The organism is Rhizobium sp. 01T444, assembly GCF_056398305.1.
Window position 1 is genome coordinate 1 of record NZ_JBFTPD010000121.1, and the last position, 878, is coordinate 878.

Annotated in this window: 2 protein-coding genes; both read left to right on the forward strand. The window is 65.3% G+C overall.

Features of this window, described 5'->3' with window-relative positions:
* Positions 1-499: DotD/TraH family lipoprotein (locus AC1DTN_RS37445; protein WP_477925170.1), on the forward strand; the 499-nt coding region annotated here is incomplete at its 5' end.
* Between the two features lie 7 nt (positions 500-506).
* Positions 507-878, forward strand: a 372-nt coding sequence (locus AC1DTN_RS37450; protein WP_477925172.1) for a type IV secretory system conjugative DNA transfer family protein, incomplete at its 3' end; no start/stop codon positions are given.

Sequence of the window (878 nt, forward strand, 5' to 3'; positions counted from 1 at the left end):
CGATAGTATCGGTGCAGATCACACAAATCCATATCCCTTCCCGGGCTCGTCCAAAATGACCCACATCTCGCGGATCTTCGGCGCTGGTGCAGTCTCTGCAGCGCTCCTTGCACTTGCCGCCTGCTCGACGCCACCGGCACCGGCCCCCTCCACGGATCCCGCCGCAGCCCAGCTGGATCGTCTCTTTCAGAAGTCCGCCGGCCAGGCCGCCTTCACCGGCAGCGCCGACGCAAAGGCCCCGGCTCCCCGGATTGCCGAGGGCAAGCTCTGGGTGACCTGGCGCGGCGATGCGAACGACCTCCTGAAGCAGCTCGAGCCGGTCACCGGCCAGAAGGTCACAGTCACCGGGCCAACGCCGCGGCTTCCTTTGTACGTCCAGGTGCATGCACTCGGGGTTCCGGTCGACGAGGTCATGCGGGACATCGGATACCAGCTCGGTCAGCGCGCCGACCTGGTCATGTTGCCGTCGGGCATCGAGATTCGCTACCGCGCCTTCTGATCCCGACATGACCAGAATCCCGTTCCGCCGCAAGGCCCTGAGCTTGGTCACCGCCCTCATCGTGGTTGGCGCGGCACAGGCCACTTCAGCCCAGACCCAATCCTTGTCTATTGACTCGCTCATGAACGCGCAGGGCTCGACCGAGTCCGAGAGCCGGCTGAGCATGGTTCGTGAGACGGTGCTGCGCGAGACCGCCTTTGGCCTGGGCACGCGCCTCGGTCTACTTCAGCGCTCACGGGAGATCGCGGCTGAGGTCGCCAAGCGCGACCGCGAGCTGGACAAGCGCTACGACTTCGGTGGCTTGATGATGGGACCGGGTGTGCTGCCTCCCGTCATCATGGAGAGCAAGGACGCCATCTCGCTCGAGGCCACCACCATG